Annotated in this window: 16 protein-coding genes and 1 other RNA gene; 2 read left to right on the forward strand and 15 right to left on the reverse strand. The window is 36.8% G+C overall.

All coding sequences use genetic code 11. The annotated features are described in order from the left end of the window. Positions 1 to 35: 35 nt before the first annotated feature. From SAY88_RS13610 to mobA, 10 genes are all read right to left on the reverse strand, one after another. Entirely contained in the window at positions 36 to 1,619 is a 1,584-nt protein-coding gene (locus SAY88_RS13610; RefSeq protein WP_332632364.1) for a long-chain-fatty-acid--CoA ligase, read from the reverse strand. 375 nt (positions 1,620 to 1,994) lie between these two features. Then, positions 1,995 to 3,302, reverse strand: a complete 1,308-nt coding sequence (locus tag SAY88_RS13615) for a TRAP transporter large permease (protein WP_332632365.1) — start codon at positions 3,300 to 3,302, stop codon at positions 1,995 to 1,997. Then, on the reverse strand, positions 3,299 to 3,793 hold the full coding sequence (locus SAY88_RS13620; protein WP_332632366.1) for a TRAP transporter small permease: 495 nt from the start codon (positions 3,791 to 3,793) through the stop codon (positions 3,299 to 3,301). Before SAY88_RS13620 ends, SAY88_RS13615 begins: the two co-directional genes overlap by 4 nt. A gap of 161 nt (positions 3,794 to 3,954) precedes the next feature. After that, complete coding sequence (locus tag SAY88_RS13625; RefSeq protein WP_332632367.1) at positions 3,955 to 5,067, reverse strand: TRAP transporter substrate-binding protein; 1,113 nt, start codon at positions 5,065 to 5,067, stop codon at positions 3,955 to 3,957. Between the two features lie 663 nt (positions 5,068 to 5,730). Beyond that, entirely contained in the window at positions 5,731 to 5,922 is a 192-nt protein-coding gene (locus SAY88_RS13630; protein ID WP_250097596.1) for a hypothetical protein, read from the reverse strand. Continuing rightward, positions 5,915 to 6,448 (reverse strand): QcrA and Rieske domain-containing protein, encoded by a 534-nt coding sequence (locus SAY88_RS13635; RefSeq protein ID WP_332632368.1) that lies wholly within the window; start codon positions 6,446 to 6,448, stop codon positions 5,915 to 5,917. The genes SAY88_RS13630 and SAY88_RS13635 overlap by 8 nt, the downstream gene beginning before the upstream one ends. Before the next feature lie 14 nt (positions 6,449 to 6,462). Next, on the reverse strand, positions 6,463 to 7,005 hold the full coding sequence (locus SAY88_RS13640) for a 4Fe-4S dicluster domain-containing protein (protein WP_034633364.1): 543 nt from the start codon (positions 7,003 to 7,005) through the stop codon (positions 6,463 to 6,465). A 27-nt stretch (positions 7,006 to 7,032) separates the two neighbouring features. Next, positions 7,033 to 9,156: a formate dehydrogenase subunit alpha gene (gene fdhF, locus SAY88_RS13645; protein WP_332632369.1), complete on the reverse strand. Its 2,124-nt coding sequence runs from the start codon at positions 9,154 to 9,156 to the stop codon at positions 7,033 to 7,035. Further along, positions 9,157 to 10,293 (reverse strand): MFS transporter, encoded by a 1,137-nt coding sequence (locus SAY88_RS13650; RefSeq protein ID WP_332632370.1) that lies wholly within the window; start codon positions 10,291 to 10,293, stop codon positions 9,157 to 9,159. A 189-nt stretch (positions 10,294 to 10,482) separates the two neighbouring features. Continuing rightward, the gene (gene mobA / locus SAY88_RS13655; RefSeq protein ID WP_332632371.1) at positions 10,483 to 11,103 is read right to left on the reverse strand and encodes a molybdenum cofactor guanylyltransferase; all 621 of its coding nucleotides are present in this window, start codon (positions 11,101 to 11,103) and stop codon (positions 10,483 to 10,485) included. 180 nt (positions 11,104 to 11,283) lie between these two features. Between mobA and SAY88_RS13660 the strand changes: the two genes are divergently transcribed. Further along, on the forward strand, positions 11,284 to 12,000 hold the full coding sequence (locus tag SAY88_RS13660; protein ID WP_332632372.1) for a Crp/Fnr family transcriptional regulator: 717 nt from the start codon (positions 11,284 to 11,286) through the stop codon (positions 11,998 to 12,000). Between the two features lie 122 nt (positions 12,001 to 12,122). After that, positions 12,123 to 12,878: an Mrp/NBP35 family ATP-binding protein gene (locus tag SAY88_RS13665; protein WP_332632373.1), complete on the forward strand. Its 756-nt coding sequence runs from the start codon at positions 12,123 to 12,125 to the stop codon at positions 12,876 to 12,878. Positions 12,879 to 12,923: 45 nt separating this feature from the next. On the opposite strand, the gene SAY88_RS13670 is transcribed toward SAY88_RS13665, so the two are convergent. The 5 genes from SAY88_RS13670 to rnpB all read right to left on the reverse strand — a co-directional run bounded on the left by SAY88_RS13670 (position 12,924) and on the right by rnpB (position 17,784). After that, positions 12,924 to 13,376: an autoinducer gene (locus SAY88_RS13670; RefSeq protein ID WP_332632374.1), complete on the reverse strand. Its 453-nt coding sequence runs from the start codon at positions 13,374 to 13,376 to the stop codon at positions 12,924 to 12,926. Positions 13,377 to 13,607: 231 nt separating this feature from the next. Beyond that, positions 13,608 to 14,099 (reverse strand): YajQ family cyclic di-GMP-binding protein, encoded by a 492-nt coding sequence (locus SAY88_RS13675; RefSeq protein ID WP_250097587.1) that lies wholly within the window; start codon positions 14,097 to 14,099, stop codon positions 13,608 to 13,610. Between the two features lie 88 nt (positions 14,100 to 14,187). After that, positions 14,188 to 15,030, reverse strand: a complete 843-nt coding sequence (locus tag SAY88_RS13680) for a sulfurtransferase (RefSeq protein ID WP_332632375.1) — start codon at positions 15,028 to 15,030, stop codon at positions 14,188 to 14,190. A gap of 140 nt (positions 15,031 to 15,170) precedes the next feature. Beyond that, entirely contained in the window at positions 15,171 to 17,048 is a 1,878-nt protein-coding gene (htpG, locus tag SAY88_RS13685; protein WP_332632376.1) for a molecular chaperone HtpG, read from the reverse strand. A 345-nt stretch (positions 17,049 to 17,393) separates the two neighbouring features. Then, positions 17,394 to 17,784: RNase P RNA component class B (gene rnpB, locus SAY88_RS13690), an RNA gene on the reverse strand. Positions 17,785 to 17,911 lie beyond the last annotated feature (127 nt).

Below are 17,911 nucleotides of genomic sequence, written 5' to 3' on the forward strand. Positions count from 1 at the left end.
TATCTTCCTCTCCTATATTTTTTTCATTTCTATTATTATCGCAATTGTATATGTTCCATTAATTGATTCTGTAATTCTACCTTTCTAATTTTCCCTGATGGTGTCATCGGAAAATCTTGCACTATAATCAATTTATCTGGAACTTTATAATCAGCTACTTTCTCTTTAATAAACTGAAGCAACTCTTCCTCTGTTCCTTCAACACCAGTTTTCAGCTGAATGCAAGCACATGAGATTTCACCAAGAACTGTATCTGGCAATCCTATAATAGCGACATCATTAACCTTAGGATGGGTATAGAAATACTCCTCTACTTCCCGAGGGTAAATATTATAACCACCACGGATAATCATTTCTTTTTTACGACCGACAATGCGAATATAACCCTTTTCATCGATAGTGACTAAATCACCAGTATAATACCAGCCTTCTTCATCAATGACTTCATGAGTCTTTTCAGGCATATTATAGTAGCCTTTCATCAATCCAAAGCTTTTACATGCTAACTCTCCAACTTCCCCTGCAGGCAATTCATTTTTATCTTTATCTACTACCTTTACCTCTACACCAGGTAGTGCTTTCCCAACTGTTTCAGCTCGTAATTTATCATCATCATCAAAGCTAGTTAAAGATAACGTTGGCGATGTTTCCGTCATACCATACCCGATAAGTACATTACACCCCATCTGTTCTCTTATACGTCTAATGATTTCAACAGGCGCAGGAGCTCCCCCCATTTCTCCTGTTCGTAACGATGAAAGATCATATTTATCGAAATTCAGATGGTTCAATTCTAAAATAAACATCGTTGGAACACCTGGTTTGATCGTGACTTTTTCTTGTTCAATCAGTAATAGTGCTTTCTCTGGCTTAAAGACTTCCATCAGAACCATTCGACCAGCTGAGGCGACCGCACGTAACACAAACATAAGGCCCATCACATGAAATACTGGAGTTGGGAGTAAAAGTACATCTCGTGGTGAACATTTCATACATTCAGCACCAGCAACAGCTGTATGTACCAAATTTTTATGTGTAAGCATTGCTCCCTTTGGTCTACCCGTGGTCCCAGAAGTATAGAGAATCGCAAAAACGTCCTCAGCTGCGTCTATCTCTACAGCGGGTGCCTTTGTCAGTTTCCCGTTCCTTAGTAGGTTTTCATAGCTTAGTATGTCTTCACTTTCAAAGCGTACTGAAATTAGATACTCTAATTGTGGTACACGTTCTTTTATTTCTTGGTATTGTTGAAAATGATCTATTTTATCAAATTCCTTCGGGAAAAAGACAGCTTTCGCACCTGAATTATTTAAAATATTGGTGACTTCCTCCTTTCTAAAACGTGTATTAAACGGAATTAGTACGGCACCTAATTTAGCTAAGGCAAAGTTAATCACTATAAACTCATGCCAATTTGGTAAACTAACTGCGACACGATCCCCTTTACAAATTCCTAACTGATGTAACCCTGATGCTAAATCTCCGGCTTCCTGATCTAATTCTTTATAAGTGACTCTTCTTTTCCCATCGTATATTACTTCTTCATTTCGTTTTAGCGATAAGGCGGACTCCAATAGTTCAGGCAAAGACATATGATATCGCTCTGTAAACATACTTTTCATACCACTCCTTTAAATAGCTCATTATACGAAACCGCTTACAATAAACCATTCATCATAAACACTATTAACATTTTCACCTCTTCTAGTTTGTTGTTATGCTCTAAATTCTTCCTTCCTCATTTTTAACTTTAATATGTTTTTTTTTCTTGAACCACCTACATCGTGTAGGGAAAAACTTTTTTCTTTCATTCATTTTAACGATAACGTAAAAATAAGAGAAATCGTCAAAAAAAATAACAGGGGTTGATTATTTTTTTATCTCATACGATTCAATCACCCTAACTGTAACAATCAAAGCGGTATAAAAAAACTGCACCCCATTTGTTAGATCTAACAAATGGGGTGCAGTTCACATTTACCACCTTCATTTCAACATTAACTAAGTAAATTTGGTAAAAACGTAGCAATTTCTGGTACAGCCATCAATAAGGCTACGAGAACAATAATCATGATTAAAAACGGCCATATCCCCCGAAAGATTTCCTCAACGGATACGTCTTTGACGACTCCTTTAATAATATACACATTTACCCCAACTGGTGGTGTAATAACTCCCATGGCAGCAACCAGGACTATAATGACACCAAACCAAATAGGATCATAGCCTAGTGTATTTACAACCACCGGGTAAAATATAGGAATAGACAATAAGATTAAAGCCAAAGCATCCATGAAAAACCCTAATATTAAATAAATGAGTAAGATCAGAGCCATAATAATAAATGAAGGGAGCATCAGACTCTCAACCCATCCACCTATTTCAAACGGGATTCGACTCATAGTAATTAGTCGGCCAAACACAACCGCAGACGCAATCAGCAGCATAATCATAGCAGTAGTTCGTAGTGTGTCAAAAAGGGAATTCTTAAGGCCTTCCCAGCTTAACTGTTTTGTTAAAAGGGTTAGGACTAACACTCCCCCTGCCCCTATTGCACCTGCTTCTGTTGGTGTAAACCAACCAGCAAATAACCCTCCCATAGATAAAGCAAAAATAACAATGACTTCCCACAGACCACCTTTAAGAGATTGATACCTTTCACTCCAAGTCGATTTTTCCCCAGCTGGAGCAAGTGTAGGATTTCTCAAAGCAAGAATATAGACCATGACCATAAATAAAATCATTAATATTATTCCAGGTATAATTCCTGCTAAAAATAGTTTTCCAACCGATTGTTCTGAAGCAATTCCGTATATAATAAATAGCGTACTTGGTGGAATCAACACACCTAATATCCCGCCCGCAGCGACACTTGCGGTTGAAAGAGAGTTATTATAATGATGCTTTCTCATTTCTGGGACGGCAAGCGAACCAATTGTTGCCGCTGTAGCTGTGTTCGAACCTGATATCGCCCCAAAAAGACCAGCAGCTCCTTGCGCTGCAATTGCCAATCCACCAGGAAGATGACCTACTGTTCTATAAGCAAAATGAAACAATTTGGCCCCAATTCCGCCATATAAAGCTAGAAATCCCATCCAAACAAACATGGGGATTGCACTTAGAGTATAAGTTGAAAAAGAGGTATATATCTCCGTTGCAGCAACTTTTAATGCTACTGTAGGTGAATTTAAGAAGCTAATCCCTATAATTCCTGTAATTAACATCGTATAAGATACTGGCATACGCAACAATAAAAAAATAAAAAAGATAATGATAGAAATAAGACCTATTGTAACCGGTGTCATCGTTGTTCACCTTCTTCTGTGAATAAAGATAATACTTGCCCAAGCACTACCAAAGCTAGCGCTCCAAATCCAACAGCCAGTAATAAAATAAATGGGTAATGAGGCCATCGGAGAGTAAGTGATACATCCCCTGAAGAGTGAGAAGAAATTGCATATAATACAAGTTGCCTAGATACGAGGACAAGAAAAAGTGCAGAAATCGTACCAATAATGACATTGATTACTTTTTGTACCCCTTTAGGTAAACGATCAACAAAGATACTAATGGATATATGCCCACCTTCTACAGCACAGTATGCAATAGATAGAGCAATAAGAGCAGTAGTGAAAAATAGGACTAAATCTAGTGTACCAGTGATTGGCGTGTTGAAAACTCTTCTAGAGATTACATTAGCTATAACTAACATAGCTGAAAGAAACAGGATGACAGCAGCTATATTTTCCAGACCTTTGCTTGCTTTTTTTACGATGTCCATATATCCTTTGATCACCTTATCAACTCCCTCTTTAAGTAATATGAAGGGGAGCTGTCTCATAAAGATCTGACCCCCATTCCGAGATACAACTACTATGCACATTCAACCATGCGCACTATATTGTATTCTCAGGGTCAAAAACTTAGTTTTGAGATAGCCCCATAAAAGATAGACTACTAGTTATTTCCGAATTCTGCGTTATACTTCTCGGATAATTCTACTATTTTATTCATGATTTCTTGTCCGTTAAGACCTGAGCTGTTTAACTCTTCAACATGGCTTTCTACTAAAGGTTTTAGTGTTTCTTCCCAACGTTGCTCTTCTTCTTTTGACAAATGAATTTCTTCTCCCCCGTGCTCATCAATGGCATACTGTAAGCCACTCTCAACGACATCTGTAAATAATTGAGCAGCATCCTTAAATGTTTGCTCATTTACTTCTCGAATAGCTTCTTGAATATGAGTTGGAAGTGAATTCCATTTATCTTTGTTCATGGTCACAAAATGAACCGTGTTATACATTAAGTTTGAATGAGTCACATAATTTGTTACTTCAGCTAAATTAAAGCTCTTTAGGGTATCTGCTGGTAATAAGCTTCCATCTACAACTCCTCTTGATAAGGCTTCATACGTTTCAGTAACCGGCATTGCAACAGGAGTTGCACCCAACTTTTCTAAAGTAGCTACGTTTGTACCGCTTGCACGAATCTGTTTACCCCTTAAATCGTCCAATGATTCCACAGGTTCAGTTGTCATCAATACCCCAGGAGAAATCCCATAAATAAACATCAGTTCCGTATCTTGTAATTCCTCAGGCTGCAACTCTGCCACAAGATCACGAGCTACATAGCTAGATACTGCACTATTTTCATATTTGATCCCACCTAGATACAAAGCATTCAAAACAGGTAACCTACCCGGATATAATCCAGAAACATCATGCCCGATGTCTGCAATTCCATCAGCCACACCTGAATAAACATCTCCGCTTCCTAACAATGATCCGCCTGGGTAAAGTTCAATTTTAACTAAACCATCAGTAGCTTCTTCTATCGCTTGAACCCACTCTGGAAACAATTTAGCCTGTATTGGATGAGTTGCTGGAGCAAAATCTGCTAGTGATAGTGTAATTGGTTCCATCGTTTCTACTGCTTCATTTTCATTATTCGTGGAACTTTCATCGTTAGTAGTACTAGCGCTTTCGTTAGTCTGACCTCCACACCCTACAACTACAACTGCGCACATCATAGAAATTAATAACAAAACGAAATACTTTTTTTTCAATTTCATTTTTTGACCCTCCTATTTTTAGAATATTCGGTAAACAAATAAGAGCTTAGTATCAATCCTAACTATGACTAAAACTCATTACATTATTTCCCCCCCCCTTTTTTTAAGTGCTTACTTATCCTGCTTGTTTCCACACCTTGAAATACGCCATTTTAATAGGAAAAGAAGTTTCTTTTCCTATTAATCTCTTATCTTAGCTTTACTAACGAAAGTAGCAACTCCTTTCTATAAATTGACTGCGATATTTTTTTAAAACAGTTCATAACACTACAATTATGTTGCCTCTTCTCATCATAAAAAGTTCCACTTGTAACCGTTTTCAATAATTGGTATTTGAGTATTTCAATATTACGTTATGTTGAGATTATTATAAATTTTAAAATGGTGGAAATCTACCTACACCGCATATGAAAACTATTATTTTTTTTCGTTATTTTTGCGGAAGAATCTCCATAATCCCCCCTTTTTGATGTTGCCCACGTAGGAGGTACGTTAAAAGTATACTCGTACGATTGTCAGTAACATCCGAGAAAAAGTGGCTTTAACGAAACGAAAAATTACTACTTATCGGCCTTGATCTAGTTCCTTTGTTATAAGGGATCTCGAAATAGCAGACAAATAGATAAAGGAAGCCTAACTAAAATAGCTGGCTTCCTTGACTTGCTATTTATATTCAATTTTTCTCCATTTAAACATTGTTAGTAAGGCTACAACTGAAGAGATGAGTGCAACGATGGTGTTACGAAATACAAGGTCAAATTCTAAACCTAGATACGCTTCTATGGTCCATTGTAACATCACAACATTTACAGCTAATGCAATGAAGATAATGGTCCAACAAATCGTTTTAGCCATGTCGAATCTTCCTTCCCGCTGCATATACGATACCATTTTGAACTTCAATTTCAATCAATGGCAGCTCTCTTTGTGGAGGTCCAGCTATTGGATGACCATTATTTAAGTCAAAGTATCCTTGGTGGCAAGGGCAAAGCAATACTTCGCTTTCCTTTTCATAAAAAACAGGACACATTAAATGAGTACAAGCACTGTTATATGCCTTTAATTCACCTGCTTTTGTATGAACTAAAAGCGCAGGATCTTTTTCGGTTGGGTAATTAAAGGTAATGGATGAGCCTTTTGGTACGTCATCTAACTTGGCAATTTCAACAAGTTCTCGTTCCTCTTCAAAATCTCCCAAAAACGCTTTTACGGAAAAAGGCAGGGTTGAGAGACCTAGTGCTACCGTTGCTCCGACTGCAGTTTTCAAAAAGGCTCTTCGATTAAATTTTAAGTCATCATAACGACTAACATTATCCTTTAAATTAATCATATCGTCTTTACTTTGGTGTTTTTCTCTTTTACATTGTATTTTATCAGTCATTGTGGACCTCCTCTCTAGTCTGAATACACTCCGAAAAATTCAGGTACATATTTCCATTTGTCATTTTCACTCGGCTTCTTGCCTTCAATTAAATTCATTTGTGTACGACGTCTACGTAATGATTGCATCTCTTCAAAATCAATGAAACGAATCGCTTCACTCGGACAAACAGATGCGCACATTGGTGCAATGTCATATTTTGAGCGGTCGTAACACATATCGCACTTATACATTTTGTTTTCCTCAAAATCAAACTTAGGAATTCCGAATGGACAAGCAAATGTACAGTTACGACAACCAATACATTTCTCATCCATCGCAGAAAGGACCACACCCTCTTCTGTAATTTGGATCGCATTGGCTGGACACACTCTCGCACAAGCGGGATCTTTACATTGCATACACATCATTGGAAATGTTTGTCTGCTTTCAGTAAAGTCAATGTACTCTACATAATTCCGTTCTTTGGCATCGTGATCTCCACACTCTCGGCATGCCGCTTGACATGCGCGGCAGCCGATACATCGTTCAAATTCAAGGTACATAATTTTATTCATTGGAAGTTCCCCCAGTTAGCTTCTGATTTATACTTTTTCTAATTTTACTGCAGCTACTTTGAATTCTGGCATTCTAGAAACAGGGTCTAGGGCCGGATTCGTTAATTGGTTCGCAGCAAGTTCTTTCCCCCAGTGATAAGGAATGAATACTGTATCTTTGCGAATTGCCTTTGTAATTCTAGCTTCAACTGTCATTTTGGAACGTGGGCTTGTGATTAACACGTTATCCTTATTTGAAATGTTGTACTGACTAGCAAGTTCAGGGTGTATTTCAATATATGGCAACGGGCATTGTTCCATTAAAAAGTCAACACGTCTCGTTTGAGTTCCTGATAGGTAGTGAAAGACGACCCGACCCGTTGTTAAAATGTGTGGATACTCTTTCGTCGGTGTTTCACCAGGTTCTGCCCAATCAACAGCCGCTAAGTTTGCTTTTCCGTCTTCTGTTCCAAACTTTTCTTGAAACATCGTTGGTGTACCAGGATGATCTTCGGAAGGGCAAGGCCAAAACACTCCATCTTCTTTATCAATACGCTCCCATGTAATCCCATGGTAATCTGCCTTTCCACCTTTTGATGCAATCCGTAACTCTTCGAAAATTTGTCTAGGATTTTCATAATTAAAGAATTTTCCTTTTCCCATTCTCTTTGCGATATCACGCATAATTTCCCAATCGGTTTTTGCTTCACCTAAAGGCTCCGTAACTTTTCGTACACGAATAACACGGCCTTCTAAATTCGTCGTTGTTCCTTCGTCTTCTGCCCAAGTCGTCGTTGGCAAAATGACATCAGCAAATTCAGCTGTTTCTGATAAGAAGAAATCACTTACAACTAAAAACTCTAGCTTTTTTAAGCCACTCCAAATGTGCTCTAGATTTGGTGCAGATACAGCTGGATTACTGCACATAATATGCATCGCACGAATGTTTTCATTTTGGATTTCATCAAACATCTCGTAAGCAGACACACCCGCTTTTGGCATTTCTTCAGGTTTGATTCCCCATACGCCAGCTACATACTTGACATGTTCAGGGTTATCAATTTTTCTGTATCCAGGTAGTGCATCAGCTTTTTGTCCATGCTCCCGACCGCCTTGCCCATTTCCTTGACCTGTTATTGTTGCTACACCTGAAGCGAATTTCCCAATCTGTCCTCTGAGCAATGCCATAGATGTGTAAAGAGTAACGTTGTCTACTCCTTTATTTTGTTGCTCAATTCCTCGGCAAAACGTTACAATTGAGCGCGGAGATTTTCCGTATATACGAGCGGCTTTAATAATTTTATCTATCGCTACTCCAGTAATTGATTCTGTTAATTCAGGGGTGAACTTTTTCACCATCGCTTTTAATTCTTCATAGTTATTACATCTTTCGTTTACATACTCTTCGTCGACATATCCTTCTTCTATAAGCAAATGCATGATGCCGTTTGCTAGGGCCGAATCAGATCCTGGTTTTAAATCTAAGTGAACGTCAGCTACACGAGCTGTTGGTGTTTCCCTTGGGTCGGCTACAATTAACTTTGCACCTTTATCTTTTGCTTTCCATAACCACTGGATCATTGTCGGATGACATTCAGCTGTATTTGATCCAGCCATAAACAAACAATCTGTATGCTCGAATTCTGGTAACGGCAAGCTCGATCCCCGGTCAACACCTAAAGTTTTCATTAATCCACCAGCCGCTGAAGACATACAGAAGCGACCATTGTAATCTAAAAATCTTGTACCAAGCCCAACACGAGCATACTTTCCAACTAAATAGCATTTTTCGTTTGTCATTGATACTCCGCCGAACACTCCAACTGCATCTTTCCCGTGCTCAGCTTGAAGTCTTTGGAAATTCTTCTCAATTAAGTCATACGCTTCTTCCCAACTTGACTCAACAAACTGACCATTCTTTTTAATAAGTGGCTTTAAAATTCGCTCCTTGTGGTTAACCGTTTGATAAGCGGTTACCCCTTTTGGACACATTTTTCCAAGGGTTACCGGCCAATCATACCTTGGTTCTACCCCTACGACCTTCCCTGACTTTTCATTTACTCGGATATGCATTCCGCACTGCATTCCACAATAACAACAATGAGTTGTGACAAGTTTTTCGCCTGGCTTTTGTAAATTTTTCACACCGTCTTTGACAAGAAATTCACTCATTTATTCGTCCCCCGTTTTCTCATAATAAGAATCATCTCTCTTTTGACCAAACCCTGGAATATGAATGCCATTATTTGTTTGAATCGGTCCATTTGGAGAAGGTAAGTTTGAATTGATATTTAATTGCTTCATCACACGAATCCTTCTACGGCAGCTTGGGCAGTAATCAGCTAAATACGAACCATCAGCAAGCTGCAAGTCAAAACTTTGTACTCCAAGTATTTCTTTTACATCATTAATTTGATCATCATTACTATAAGGTGATTGACATGATTTACACTCTCTCGTATCAACACCTACTACTTCTTGATAGTTCATTGGGACAGCTGTTGCTAACGGTCTTACCGGAAGATGGAACAGCTTACCAAATGGGAAATATACTAAGAAAATCACAACTGTAATTTGGTGTATGAGAGCTAAATAGTTGTGCATCCATCCGCCTAAAAACTTATAAGAGACCGTTAGTATTAGCCCAGATACTGTAACCCATAGAAGGATATATAATGGAAATAAATCGAACTCAACACGTTGCGTCACTTTGACATCTTGATTTTTCGAACGTCTAATAAGCGCCATCGTCACACCAATTAATACCATCATCGCTGTAATGTTCAATCCGTTATACACTAGTTCAGCAAATAGTCCATTTGCAGCCATAGAAATAGTCGGAATTCCCATCACAACGATCTGATAAGTTTCTGGATCAATAAGTTTAAAGTGCATCCATCCAAACGTTAATCCAAATGTAATCGCAAACGATCCAATACAGCCCCATGCAATCAACCAGTGCATAATACCTCTATAAATTCCACGTTTGAAAATAAACTTTTGAAGAATAATGTTGTCAAAGGCTGTTTTTGCTATAGCCTTCCAATTCCTCTTCACTCTTTTTTTCTTCTTCATATTGCTGAAACTTCTTTTTAGAACTTGATGGGTAGCTGGCCTCACAGCCCATGCGCATAAACGAATGGTCATCCCAATAGCAAAAACAAAGGATGAAATTAAATAACCAAACAACATCATATCAACATGAGAAAATTGTCCGGTACCAACCCACATTAAGAAAATTAAGATCATAACTACGACAAATGAATACATACTCGCTTTTGAATAAAATGATTTTTCAATCTCGCTCATGTTGCCACTCCTTATTTGTAACACTTAATTTGATATGTTCATTGTAGATTTTCTGACTACAATTAACTGTGACGTTGATCACATTTCAAAAATTCAAGATGACAAACTTATGAACAACTAGTCAAAAAAAACAAAAAACGAGATACCTTTTTTGATCTCTCCAGGTCTCTCGCTTTCTATCATATTAAATTAATAAGCATGATATTTTCTCAACTGTAAAACCTTTTGATAGTCCTCACAATTTCGAATACGGAAAGAGTAAGACATATGATCTCTAATTGTTTGATCACTTAATCCATCTAGATTCATAACTTTAAATGAAACCTTCTCTAAGATCTTCATTAGCCCGACTTGATTATTCTCTACTAATTCTTTTGTAACATCCAAACACGATCGGTCATAAACTCCATGATACAATTGCAAATTTCCATTCCATTCCGGTGCGATCAATTGAACCCCACTGTTGTTTTTTAGTTCTACCATACTAGTTACAACATCTGACCTAAGAAATGGCATGTCTGATGTTACAAGCCACAAAGACTGATTCTTTGCCAGGGATAACGCAGCATGCATACCACTTAATGTACCAGCTCCTTTAAAGTAATCTGTGATAATCCTGATACTGTTTCCGAACATAGGCAAATATACGTATGGATTATTTGTGACAAGAATCACTTCATTACAAACCTTTTTCATTTCTTTTACTTGTCTCTCAATTAACGTTTCCTCACCCAACTTTAGTAAACTAATTAATTGATCATTATCTATTTTGTAACTTTCACTGTCTAATATGACACCAGTTAGCTCCATAGGGTTTCACCTCCTTGTACATTCACTATAAAACGAATTGAAGATTAAAACTGTTAAGTGTGTCACACTTTATTTTTTGAAAAATAAATGCCTAGTTTTGTTTAAGTGTGATTTTTATCACATTTTTCATTTTCGTTTTCTTCTATAATGAAGCTAACAGTTGTTAGGAGGGGTTTTTTTATGACAAAACTAACGTTAGATCGGACTATTAATCAAAATACATTTCATCTTTCAGATAAAACATTAACAGCACTTACCGAAATTATGTATGAACAACATATTGAAGCAGGTACGTATTTATTTTGGGAAGGTGACACAGCTGATAAGCTGTTTTATATAAAAAAAGGTAATGTAAAATTAACCAAAGCTACTTCAGATGGAAAAGAATATATATTAAATATGTTTGATAATGGTGACTTATTTGGTGAACTAAGTAGTTTCATGTCTATCAATTATAGCTATAATGCAATGGCATTAACGGATTGTGTCATAGGAGTGATCCAACAGAAAGACTTAGAAATCCTTTTATGGCAACATGGGGAAATTGCTGTTGAATTCTTAAAATGGACTTCTTTATTAAACCAGATTACTCAGTCAAAACTTCGTGATCTCACATTTCACGGCAAACTGGGCGCCCTTTGTTCAACATTAATCCGTATGGCCAATTCATATGGAGAATCTTTCAGTGGCGGAATTCGTATTACAAAGAAAGTAAAAAATGGTGAACTAGGCGAATACATTGGTGCAACAAGAGAAAGCGTTAATCGAATGCTTTCAGACTTACGAGGAAAAGAAATTCTTGCTCAAGAAAAAGGGTATCTTATCATTCGGGATCTCGATAAATTAAAAGATATTTGTCACTGCGAAAACTGCCCATTAGAAATTTGCAGAATGTAAGACGAAATGAGGTTGACAATATGTCAGTCTCATTTTTTTGTCTATAAATAATCATAAAAGTGATCATCATCACAGTTTTGTAACTGTATATTCGTTACTCTATTGCTAAAGGAGTGATTATATTGTTAAGCGGAAAAGTTATTGCGATTACAAGTGGAAAAGGTGGCGTAGGCAAATCAACCGTCGCCGTTAACCTTGCATTATCTTTAGCGAACCTTGGAAAAAAAGTAGCACTTATTGACTTAGATATTTATGGATATAGTGTACCTAAAATATTAAATATTGATTCGAAACCAAAGACAATGAATAATAAAATCATTCCAGTTGGACATGAAAATATTACCGTCATGTCGATGGGATTTTTATTAAAAGGCAATGACCCTGTCGTCTGGCGCGGTCCCATGCTTGGCAAAATGATTGATCATTTTTTTGACGATGTCATTTGGGGTAAACAAGATTACGTCATTTTAGATCTCCCTCCAGGTACAGGAGATGTAGCTCTAGACTTACATCATAAATTACCTAAGTGTCAAGAGATTATCGTAACGACTCCTCACCCAAATGCCGTTCATGTAGCTGAACGTGCTGGGATAATGGCTAAACAAACGAATCATACGATCATTGGCGTGATAGAAAATATGTCTTATTTTACGCCGCCTCATTCAAATGAAAAGTATCATTTATTTGGCAAAGGAGGCGGAAGCACTCTCGCCTCAAATTTAGATACGGAATTATTGGCATCTATTCCACTTGCGAATCCGCAGGCTGATGGTGAACCTTCTGTACTAATAACACAAGATCTTACTTTGACTGATGAATACCGCATATTAGCAGAAAGGCTAATTGATAAACTAACTTTAGAAGAAGTTATGAACTAAATTGCTGCCTGTTGAGAACAAACTCAGCAGGCTTTTTTCAAGTTTCTAAATGGATTCAGCAATTTCCATTAGGCCTTCCAAATCATAATCATTAGACTGCTTTATACTACCGGTAAGTATATACCCGCACCCCTTTTTCTTAAACACTAACGTATGAATGTGATCATTGTTTTGAAAATAAGCCTTCGTTCCGTCTTTTAGGGTTACGACCTTATCTTCCGAAGTTATGTGTTTTTCAATTTTACTCTCTGGTGCCAAAACTGAAATGATAAAATCTTGATGTGGTTTATTGAAGACACGTAAATAATGTAATCTTAAATCCCCTTCTATTGTCACCTGACCAAATTTATGAGTCGGGCGAAACGGTAACTTTTTCGGCAGACTTACTTCTTTTCCTTGCTCTTGTTCAAAACGATTAATGGCTTTCTTTGCTGGGAGATAATTATTTCCTTGAATGAATTCATCAATTTGTTTGTCATCTTGTGGTTTTGCTTCCATGGAAGCCTCATTACATATAATAAGAAAGCTTATTACTATAAGTGATAGGATTATTTTAGCTATGGTACGATACATCATTTGAACCTCCAATACGGACTTAATGGTAGTATGTGTTTTTACTTAAATGAGTATTTATCCATATAAGGTAAGTTAAAGATTCTCTTCTAATAGAAAAAAGTAGAAGCTATGCCCTCGTATAAAAGGCATAGCTTCTGCTTTTACATATTTATATTAGCGATAATTAATAAATTGCACATCAATTGATAAGTCTGCTCCTCTTATAGCAGCAATGATAGCTTGTAGGTCATCACGTTTTTTTCCAGTCACTCGGATTTGATCATCTTGTATTTGACTTTTTACTTTCACACCGCTATTTTTAATAATCGTATTAATTTTCTTTGCTTGTTCCTTATCAATTCCTTGAATTAACTTTGCTCGTTGACGTACGGTTCCACCTGATGCTCCCTCTATTTTCCCATAATCTAAATTTTTAATAGAGACATCACGCTTAATCAATTTACTAATCAATACATCTTTTAATTGCTCTAATTTGTATTCATCATCTGAAACTAAAACAAGTTCTTCATTTTCAAGAGCAATACTACTTTTACTACCTTTAAAATCATAACGATTTTGGATTTCTTTCGTTGCCATTGTAACAGCATTTGTTACCTCTGACATGTCAATTTTTGAAACAATATCGAATGAGCTTTCTTTTGACATCATTTACCTCCACATATGTATTTCCTCTATTATAAAGTAAAAGCGGTAAGCGCTTCAACTAAAAGGCAAGCTGACAGTAGGTTTGTTCCTAATCGCCTGTTTCAATTGGGTAATCTTTGTGAGTGATCCAATCACTCCAACTTCCGCTATAAAGCTTTACATTCGAAAATCCAGCTTTTTTTAAAGCTAATACATTCGGGCAAGCCGAAACTCCTGACCCACAATAAACGATGATTTCTTTTGACTTAGGGAGATCAGAAAAATGATTAACTAATTCCTCGCTTTCTTTCCACATTCCGTCATTCGATAAAACATCTTTCCAAAAATAATTTATAGCCCCAGGTATGTGTCCTGCAATAGGATCAATTGGCTCTTCGATACCTTTATACCTATTTAATTCTCTAGAATCTATTAAAATACGCTCTTTATCATTTAATTTTTCCAATATTTCACTAGAATCTACGAATGAAAACTCCTCGTTCAATTGTATATGAAATGCTTTTGGTTCTATTTCTGGGATGTTGGTTGTCACTTCATATCCTTCTTTTACCCAAGCTGAGAATCCTCCATCAAGAAGAGCCACTTCTTTGTGTCCAAGATGCTTCAACAACCACCAAAAGCGTGATGCAACCATTCCACCTTGATCATCGTATACAACGACTTTTGTATCTTTGTCGATTCCTATATTGCCTAATTTTAATACAAAATCCCCTACATTTGGTAACGGATGTCTTCCGCCGTGCTCGCTAATTGGAGATGATAAATCCTGTTCGAGATCTACATAGAAAGCTCCTGGTAAATGCCCTTTTTCATATGCTATTCTTCCTGCTTTTGAATCAGCTAACTGGAAACGAGTATCTACGATTACATAGTTTGCTTGGTTATTTCTCAATTCATTATGTAACCATTTCGCCTGAACGACATCTTCCATCTTGAACACCCTCCTTATTATCCTGTTGTTATATACTATCTCACACTCTTTCGTTCATGACTAGATAATAATGGTAAAAATAGAAAAATCCCTGATTTTCACCGAAGAAGTCGGTAGGATCAGGGATTTTTAAAAAGAAATTAGATCATAATCTTACACACATCATTTGTGAAATCAACAGGATCATTAATTGGTAAACCCTCAATAAGCAGGGCTTGGTTATACAAAAGGTTTGTATAAAGGTTTAGCTTTTCTTTGTCTGTTTCAAATGCTCTCTTTAGTGATTGGAAGACTTCATGATTCATATTAATTTCTAACACTTTGCTCGCTTTAATGTTTTGGTTGTCAGGCATAGCTTGAAGAACTTTTTCCATTTCGATCGATACTTCTCCCTCTGTTGCTAAACAAACAGGGTGGGTTTTCAATCGTTTGGACACTCTGACATCGGTTACTTTCCCAGATAAAATTTCTTTCATGGAATCAAATAGTTCTTTATGCTCATTTTCTTCTGATTTCGTTGTTTCTTGATTTTCATCTTCTTCGATTCCTAAGTCGCCACTTGATACTGATTTAAATTCTTTCTCTTTGTAGCTTGATAACATTCGAATAGCAAATTCATCGATATCCTCTGTAAAGTATAATACTTCATAACCTTTATCTGTAACGATCTCTAACTGTGGTAATTTTTCAATTCGTTCGTGGGTTTCACCAGCAGCATAGTAAATATACTTTTGATCCTCAGGCATTCTAGATACATATTCCTCTAATGTGACCATCTTCTTTTCTTTGGATGAGTAGAACATTAACAGATCCTGCAAAGCATCTTTGCTGCTGAAGTCCGTATATACACCGTATTTCAACTGTCTTCCAAAAGATTTGTAAAATTGCTCATACTTTTCTCGTTCCTCTTTTAACAGGCTTTGCAGTTGATTTTTAATTTTACTTTTAATGTTTTTCGCAATTAGTTTTAACTGACGGTCATGCTGCAGGATCTCACGAGAAATGTTGAGAGATAAATCTTCAGAATCAACCATTCCTTTTACAAAGCTAAAATGATCAGGGAGAAGGTCTGCGCACTTGTCCATAATTAACACGCCATTTGAATAGAGCTCTAATCCTTTTTCAAATTCTTTAGAATAGTAGTCAAATGGAATGTTTTCCGGAATATATAAAATAGCGTTGTATCTTACCGCACCATCTACACTAATATGAATGTGCTTTAACGGTTTATCAAAACCGTAATGTTTTTCTTGGTAAAAATTCTCGTAATCTTCTGTTGTGAGTTCGTTTTTATTTTTTCTCCAGATTGGCACCATGCTGTTAATCGTTTGCTCTTCTGTATACTCTTCCCACTCATCTTCTGTGCCTTCTTTACGATTCTTTTGAGTCACATCCATTTTAATTGGATAACGAATGAAATCAGAGTATTTTTTTATAATGGCTTTCAAACGATAGTCTTCTAGAAATTCATCATAACTTTCATCTTCTGTATTCTCTTTTATTTGAATCGTAATTTCTGTTCCGACTGAATCTTTCGTAGTTTCTTCAAGCGTGTATCCATCAGCTCCATCAGATTCCCACTTATAAGCCTTATCACTGCCAACTGCTTTACTTGTGACTGTTACAGTATCAGCTACCATAAAGGCTGAATAAAACCCAACTCCAAATTGACCAATGATATCATGACCATCTTTAATTTCATTTTCTTTTTTAAATGCAAGAGACCCACTTTTTGCAATTGTTCCTAAATTTGTTTCCAAATCATCCTTCGTCATACCAATCCCAGTGTCAGAAATAGTAAGTGTTCTATTCTCCTTGTCTGCGACCACTTTTATGTAATAATCGTCTTGATTAAAGGTAATTGTCTCATCTGTTAAAGCCTTGTAATACATTTTATCAATCGCATCGCTCGCATTAGAAATCAGTTCTCTTAGAAATATTTCTTTTTGCGTATAAATAGAGTTAATCATCATTTCTAATAATCGCTTTGATTCTGCTTTAAACTGCTTTTTTGCCATAATTCTTCTTTCTCCTTTCATGTACCTAAATATAAATCAATAGAGTGATTCAAGATATTAGCACTCTAACAGTCCGAGTGCTAACCTCTATTTTTATTTATCACACCAGAATTAAGATGTCAATCCATTTCAAAAAAAAAAAGGTTTGATTGAACAACAAAAAACACCTCACCATTATTTGATGAAATGTTAAAAGAGTAATTATGTAATGCCGCATGTGCCGCTTAGCATATTTCTACAGATTGTTCATCATTCATACATTTATTTAGCATGAACTCCCTAATCAAAGAAATATAGTAGCGTACAACGCAGCATAACGTATGTACAACACTCTGTGTTCTAACGTTCGATAAGCCATGTTTTGTACCTTTGTACTGCAAACGGTTTTACCCTCGTACTCCGGCGGTAATCATCTATCTACAGATAACAATTGCTATCTGTCTATCTCTCCGTTACAATTCCTTCGAGATAGTTCCCCTACCAAATTTGGGTTTCTCGCTCGTGGGGTTTACCGCGTTCCACCTCTTTCGTTTCCAAAAGAGCTTCGTCACTGTGGCACTTTCAGGGGTACTCGACCATGGCAATACTGCTGTAGGTGTTTTTCCCCGCCGTCAATCCAGTGTTTACCAAATTGCCCTAGCTTATTTATTCACTAGGCACGAACACTACGATCATTTCAGATCGTGCGAGCATGGACTTTCCTCTACATCAAATGATGCAGCGATTACCTGAACGTTATTTCAGATGTTGTATTTGTAGTATAGCATACCGATTAATTCCGCGCAACTATATTGAGTGATTACCAGGAAAAGGAACGACCTTCTATTATGCGAGCACTTACATCTTCATAAATGCTCGCTTAT

Source organism: Halalkalibacter flavus, from assembly GCF_036663575.1.
Lineage (GTDB): Bacteria > Bacillota > Bacilli > Bacillales > Bacillaceae_D > Halalkalibacter > Halalkalibacter flavus.